We start from the raw sequence: 257 nt of genomic DNA, 5'->3' as shown, positions 1-257 counted from the left end.
AGCGTGCCGGACCCCAGGTGGTCGTTCACTGTGTAGCGAGTCTGATCATTTTCAAGCGCGTCGGGCTTTCCAGACGCCCAATGCAGCACGCGCACGTTATTGCGCCCGGCCTGGGCCACAACAACGTGCAGGGTTTCGCCAGTGGCCGTATCGGTACGGATTTCAAGACCGGGCAGGTAACGCACATCGGCCGTATGGGTAATGGTTTTGGCTTGCGTGGTACGCACCTTGCGCAGGCGCTGGCCGCTGGCGTCGTA

General features: G+C 61.5%; 1 pseudogene. It reads right to left on the bottom strand.

Annotated features, from left to right (window positions below):
• Positions 1-257 (bottom strand): annotated as a pseudogene (locus KBY02_RS26095) (RHS repeat protein); the annotation flags it as partial.

The sequence above is a fragment of the Pseudomonas sp. P129 genome, from assembly GCF_020312195.1.
Taxonomy (GTDB): Bacteria; Pseudomonadota; Gammaproteobacteria; order Pseudomonadales; family Pseudomonadaceae; genus Aquipseudomonas; species Aquipseudomonas fragariae.
This window is presented reverse-complemented; position numbering and strand designations above follow the sequence as displayed.